At 49.6% G+C, this 7,019-nt stretch carries 4 protein-coding genes; all 4 read left to right on the plus strand.

Going from position 1 to position 7,019, the window contains the following annotated elements:
- Positions 1-325 precede the first annotated feature (325 nt).
- Entirely contained in the window at positions 326-1,027 is a 702-nt protein-coding gene (locus J4G02_18435; GenBank protein MCE2396513.1) for a hypothetical protein, read from the plus strand.
- A gap of 127 nt (positions 1,028-1,154) precedes the next feature.
- Positions 1,155-2,582 carry a PD40 domain-containing protein gene (locus tag J4G02_18440; GenBank protein MCE2396514.1) on the plus strand — a complete coding sequence of 476 codons (1,428 nt, stop codon included), beginning with the start codon at positions 1,155-1,157 and terminating at the stop codon, positions 2,580-2,582.
- Positions 2,583-3,540: 958 nt separating this feature from the next.
- Positions 3,541-5,640, plus strand: a complete 2,100-nt coding sequence (locus tag J4G02_18445) for a hypothetical protein (protein ID MCE2396515.1) — start codon at positions 3,541-3,543, stop codon at positions 5,638-5,640.
- A 48-nt stretch (positions 5,641-5,688) separates the two neighbouring features.
- On the plus strand, positions 5,689-7,019 hold a 1,331-nt coding region (locus tag J4G02_18450; protein MCE2396516.1), incomplete at its 3' end, for a PD40 domain-containing protein.

Genomic DNA, 7,019 nt, shown 5'->3' on the forward strand with positions numbered 1-7,019 from the left:
GTTTTCTAACCTCTCCGATTGGCAGTGTCTAATTAATTCTAAAATCTACCATAAATTGAGGACTGTTTATGCAGATATTCATACCTATTCCGAGAATTTGATTCATTTTAAGGGTTGCATTATTCGGAAATTTTTGATAAAATTCGATGTTTAATGCTACACTGATTTTACAAAGGGGCTAACAATCCCTGCAGCTGTCGCTACGTGAACCCCTAATTTCATCTGGGTTCAGCCCCGCTAAAATTGGCTGGGAAGAGATTTGCAGGGACGACAGTTCGTTTGTATCTGTATACACCCAATAATCCATCTAGGAGGTTGTTTAATAATGAGAGTACCAAGTTTATTAATCTGCACGCTTATGGCAGTTTGTGTTATCGGTATGGCTTCTAGCAGCTTTGCTGCGATAGAAGAGATTGTCATCAGCGCAGAGACAATCAGAGATTATGGCGAAACATCGCCAGAGAATACTGCATTTGCACGAGATGCTGATGCCTCTAACGGCCTTGCATTCCAATTTATCGGTGGTGCGGTGAATCCACCGGTTGCCGATCCAACAGCATGGTGGCAAGTTGAGTTCTGGTGCGAGGAAGGCACCTATTACATCTGGGCAAGAGGCAAAAGTGATGGCAACACCGGTACTGATGCCTTTTGGCTCCAGTTTGATAACCAGATCGGTACCACCGAGCATACCGCGGACCCGGACTTTATGGGTCGTGGATTGGGCAACTGGCGTGACGTTTTCGATGCTGGTATCTACAAGTGGCTCAGCCAAGGCGTTCCTCCCCTGACGGTTGTCGAGTGGGAGGCAAAAGAACGTGGCCTCCATGTGGTGCGTTCAAGTCCGAGACAACAGCCGCATAATCTTGATCAGCTGCTGCTCAGCCAAGACCAAGATGAGCAACCGGATGATGATCCCTGGCCCACAGAATTTCCAAGAAAAGATCCTCGCGCTGTTGAAAGCAAAGGGAAACTCGCAACCACTTGGGGCATTCTCAAACGTGGTGGAACACCAGCGGTCACTCAGTAAAACCGTTTCTGTGGTGAGGTGTAATGGAGTTGCAGATTTATCTCCTCCATTACACCTTCACCATCATTTTCTATAAATCTCTTATCTTCGTTGAAAGGAGCTTACTATCTTTGGAAAGGAGCTAACAATGTCACGTCAAGGTATCATCAGCCTAATGGGAATCTTCGTCTTTCTGTTTATTGGTTCAACCTACGCGCAGGTGCCAATGGCATCTTTTATCTCCGACCGCTCTGGTGACGATGAGGTTCATCTGTTGTACGACGATGGCGAGATTAAGCAACTCACAAAGAACAAAGCCAAGGTGTTCACTCCCGAATGGTCGCCGGATGGCAAATTCATCGTTTTTGATGCCAATGTGCGCGGTGGCGAGAGCTTTGATATCTTTATCGTTGATCTCACCGACCCTGCGAAGCCAAAACAAAGCAACCTGACAGGTCCGCCCGATGGACCGGGCACAAAATTGTCTGAGCCCCGATGGGCTCCTGCCGGAGATCCGCGGATTCTACTTTACTCCACAGGATTTCCAAACGCTGACAACTGGGATATAGGGCTCCTGACGCTAGATGCAAGAGGCAAAGCGGGGGCTCTAGTTAATATTACAAATGCAAACGCTGAGGGGGTTGGTCAAGATCAGGCAGGAAGATGGTCCCCTGATGGGACCAAGATCGCTTTTCAGAGCGAACGCAACAAAATCAACGATAGAGCCCAGATGGATATTTATATTGCTGACGCTGAAAAACGAACTATAGGAAAAAATCAGATAAACCTTAGCAACCATGAAGCAGAGGATCTGTTTCCAAGCTGGTCTCCAGATGGGACCGCAGTGGTGTTTGAATCGAAGCGAGACGGTAACTGGGAAATTTATACCGTAGGCATTGATGGGCAAAACCTGACACGAATCACTGAAAATGATGCGGATGATCGAAAAGCTGTCTGGTCCCCCGGTGGCATCGCCTTTCAGAGCAAACGCGACGGCAATTGGGAGATTTATAGGTCGGACCCCGATGGGAACAACCAAGTCAATCTCAGCAATGACGCCAAAAGCGATCAGAAGCCCATCTGGTCCACCAAAGGGCGGCGAATTTTATTTGAGTCCAGACGGGATGGAAAGCGAGAGATATACCTTGTTTTTGCCGATGGCGCAGGTCTGAAGAACCTCACTAACGACCCCGGCAATGACAGGGATGCCAGATGGAATCCTCAGTATGAACTTCGTTCGGTTGAGCCACAGAGCAAATACTTCACGACGCTTGGAGACATCAAACGCACCAGTTTGATGCAAAATTTCCCGAACCCGTTTAACCCCGAAACATGGATCCCCTACTATCTAGCCGATGATGCTTCTGTAACGGTACGCATCTATAACGTCAAAGGTGAATTAATTCGGTCAATCGATGTTGGAAAACAACCCGCAGGGGCGTACACGAACCGACAGCGTGCAGCTTACTGGGATGGCAAAGACAATACGGGCCAGTCCGTAGCAAGTGGGGTCTATTTCTACCAACTTCTGGCTGACGATTTCTCCGAAACACGACGGATGGTAGTTATGAAGTAGCGTATTTCGAGGTGTTTTACTAGCGCGGTATCGGGCGCAGCTTTCATTCCATAGTAAATTTTAGAATTAATGAGACACTCCAAACCGCACCGGTTTGCCCCCGGTAGGTTAGGAAACCGAACCTACCGGGGGCAAAAGTGTCTATTTATTTTTTATTTTAAAATTCACCATAAATTCTTTGCGTTCACACCCGTGTATCGATCCCCGTCAATCGCTTTCCATCATTGGGTTAAGCGCGGGGCGAACAGGGGGCATACATTTTCTTTACGTTTTTGTTGTGGGTGACCCTACATGAACACCCTATCTAAATTGTCGGATTTGCCGAAAATCGACTAATCATGTCCACGCTTATTCCACCGCAAGAAAGGTTTTCTTAATGCACAATCCGACCAAAACCAGTCTGTTTTACATGTTCACGCTGTTCGTGTGTCTCAATTCCCTTTTCCTGATGAACACCGCTGCACAAGTCAACGATGGATCCGTTGTCGAAACCGGCGGTTCCACCTATACATTTGAGACTATTGATGTTCCCGGTGTAGATTTTTTAGCGCTGACGGCCAGTAGCGACTTTGGGGATTACGCGGGCTATACCCACAGTGCCGATGGTGAAAAAGAGGTCGCCTTTACGCTCATCGATGGTGTTTTTACTAGGTATGATTTCCCCGGTTCGCAGAACACTCATTTCTATGCACTCGGTAATGATGGGCGAGCTGCCGGCCACTACCAGGATAGCGAGGGACTGTATCATGGTGTCATCTTAGAAAATGGTGAACTGCGGCAATACCATTTTCCGGGTGCCGACCAAACGTTCATATACGGTATTAGTGATGCGACAGAGGCACTGACGGGCAATTATATAGATGCGTCTGGCGTTCACCGCGGATTCTCGGGGGACGAAATCATTGAGTTCCCCGGGGCAGTGGAGACGCACGCCCATTTTGTGAACGCGAGCGGTGGTATGGTGGGTAGCTACGTAGATGCTGAAGGTATATTTCATCCATACATACGTACCCCGGATGGCAGGTTTGTATCTCTCGACCTTCCGCGTGCTGAAAGACTGGAATTCTATTTTGTGCACGGTATCAACGATGCAAGGGTTGTCGTTTCCCGAAGCAAATCGGTGGATGGTGACCTCTCCACCTATGTCGGCTCATTCCAGCAAGGGCTAGAGGAATTTAAGGTTCCCGGCAGCGTTAGCACGGAGGGCTGGAATATCAATCAGGACGGCTCTATCGTCGGGCACTATGACTCAGCGGATGGGCGAAGGCACGGATTTATCGCAAGACCTGCTGTACCAGCCGACGATGAACCCGTTGCCACTCCCACTGCTTTCAACTATACATTTGAAAGTATTGATGTTCTCGGTGTGGATTTTCTAGCGTTGACGGCCAGTAGCGACTTTGGGGATTACGCGGGCTACACGCGCAGTCTTGATAGTGAAAAAGAGGTTGCCTTTACGCTCATTGATGGTGTTTTCACGACCTATGATTTTCCCGGCTCGCAGAACACTTATTTCTATGCACTCGGCAATAATGGACAAGCCGCGGGCCACTACCAAGATAGCGAGGGGCTGTACCACGGTGTCGTCTTGGAAAATGGCGAATTGCGACAATATGATTTTCCGGGCGCTGTCCAAACGTTCATATACGGTATCAGTGACGCGACAGGAGCACTGACGGGTAATTATACAGATGATTCTGGCGTTCGCCGTGGATTCTCAGGAGACATAATAGTTGAGGTCCCCGGGGCACCGGAAACATACGCTGATTTTGTGAACGCAGGCGGTCGTATGGTAGGTAGCTACGTAGATGCTGAAGGTATATATCATCCATACGCGCGTACCCGGGGAGGCAGGTTTGTATCTTTCGACCTTCCCCAAGCAGCAAAGTTTGAATACTTTTTTCTTCACGGTATAAATGATGCGGGGACGCTCGTTGGTAGGTTCAAACGGGTGGGTGATGTCCCGCGCACCTCTGTCGGCTCACTCCAGCACGGGCTACATGCGCTTAAGTTTCCGGGTAGCGTCAGCACCGAGGGCTGGAATATAAATCAGGACGGTTCTGTCGTCGGCCACTATGACTCAGCGGACGGGCGGCGACATGGGTTTATCGCCCGGCCCACTACCGAAGCAGTGGGCGATTATTTTGGCAACGTCTTCAACGTCACGTTGGCTAAAGGGTTAAACATGATTTCTGTGCCATTGGCTCCACCAAAGCCGATGACCGCCAAGTCACTTGCCGCGCTGACAGGCGCGACAACTGTCATCACACTTGATACGGCAAACCAGCAATTCGTTGGCTGGACGCCAAGTGCACCGGACGACGGTTTTGCAATTGAGGGTGGAAAAGGATATATCGTCAATGTCTCAGAAACTCGCCAAGTCGCCTTCGTCGGTTCAGAGTGGACAAATCAGATGGAACGCGCTGCCGCAGCACCCGCCATATCTGGGCAGGACTCCCAGCACGGATGGGCGTTCGTTGTGAGTGGGCATTTGGAAGGCAAGCCGGCGTTTAATGGCTACCAAGTAATCGTCCGTAATCTGAGAACAAACAGCACTATAACCGCCCCGGTGCGAGGTGATTACTTCGCCGCTGCGACTGCTGATTTATCCCGGCGGAGCATTGTCGAAGTTGGAGATGTGATTGAAGTCCGTGTTATCGGACCGGGGGGAAATGTTGAATCGCATCCCCTCAACTTTAAGGTAACCCCTGAAAGCATAGCAGACGCAGTTTTGTCTATCAGGCTTGATAGTATCGGTCAACCGAAGCTAACTCAGTTGTTGCAGAACTTCCCCAATCCGTTCAACCCTGAAACATGGATTCCATACCAACTTGAAACATCGGCAGATGTCACGCTCCAGATCTACGACACAGCGGGTGATATCGTACGGACGCTGGATCTCGGTTTCAAGGGACAAGGGTTCTACATGACGCGCTCTAGGGCGGCGTACTGGGATGGACGTAACAACTTGGGTGAGCAGGTTGCCTCCGGGATTTACTTCTACAGCTTGCATACCCCTGACTTTTCAGCAACACGGAAGATGCTGATTTTGAAGTAGGAATTATTGCAGAGGATGGGGTAGGCACACTTGGAAAGGAGCCTAACCATGTCACGCAAAGGTATCGTTACCCTTACGGCCAGCCTCATCCTCCTCTTCATCGGTTCCGTATACGCGCAGGTGCCTATGGCATCTTTTCTTTCCGACCGAACTGGTGACGATGAGGTTCATCTGATATACGACAACGACGAGATTAAGCAACTCACAAAGAACAAAGCCAAGGTGTTCACCCCCGAGTGGTCGCCTGACGGCAAATTCATCGTTTTCGATTCCAATGTGCGCGGTGAAGAGAACTTTGACGTATTTCTTATAGACCTCACCGACCCGCAAAAACCTAAACAGACAAACCTAACAGGTCCACCTGATGGGCCGGGAATAAAACTGTCTGGGCCCCGCTGGGCACCTGCCGGTGAGCCACGGCTTATTGTCTACGCCGCAGGATTACCAAACGCGAACGGCTGGGATATCGGGCTCCTGGCGGTAGATGCAAAAGGCAAAGTTGGTGACCTGATCAACATCACAAACGCGGATGGCGAAGCAGTAGGACAAGATCTGGAAGCCTCTTGGTCCCCCGATGGAACCAAAATCGTTTTTGAGAGCGAGCGCAAGAAAATTTTAGAGAGAGCCCAGTTCGATATTTTCATCGCGGACGTTGACAAACGAAGTATCGGGAAAAACCAGCTAAATCTTAGCGACCATGAGGCGGCAGACCGACGGGCGCGTTGGTCGCCGGATAGTAAGGCAGTCATTTTTGAATCAAAGCGAGATGGCAACTGGGAAATCTATACGGTCGGTATTGATGGGGAAAACCTGACACGGATTACCGAAAACGATAAGACAGATCGCAACGCTGATTGGTCCCCGGGCGGCATCATCTTTGAAAGCCAACGCGACGGCAATTGGGAGATTTATAAATCCGATCCCGATGGAAATAATCAAGTCAATCTCAGCAATCACCCTAAAAGCGATCAGAAGCCAGTCTGGTCGCCTAAAGGGAGGCGAATCTTATTTGAGTCCAAACGGGACGGAAAACGAGAGATATACTTCATGCTAGCCGATGGTACGGCCGTGAAGAATCTCAGTAATCATCCTGAGAACGACACAGATGCTAGATGGAATCCTCAATTTGAACTTCGTTCGGTTGAGCCACAAAGCAAGTCCTTCACGACTCTCGGACACATCAAGCACACCAGTTTGATGCAGAATTTCCCAAACCCCTTCAATCCTGAAACATGGATACCTTACTACCTCGCTGAAGACGCCACTGTAACCGTGCGGATCTATAATGTCAAGGGCGAGTTAATACGCTCAATTGATGTTGGAAAACAGGCGGCAGGAGCTTACGCGAACCGACAACGTGCAGCCTACTGGGATGGCAA

The organism is Candidatus Poribacteria bacterium, assembly GCA_021295755.1.
GTDB lineage: Bacteria > Poribacteria > WGA-4E > WGA-4E > PCPOR2b > PCPOR2b.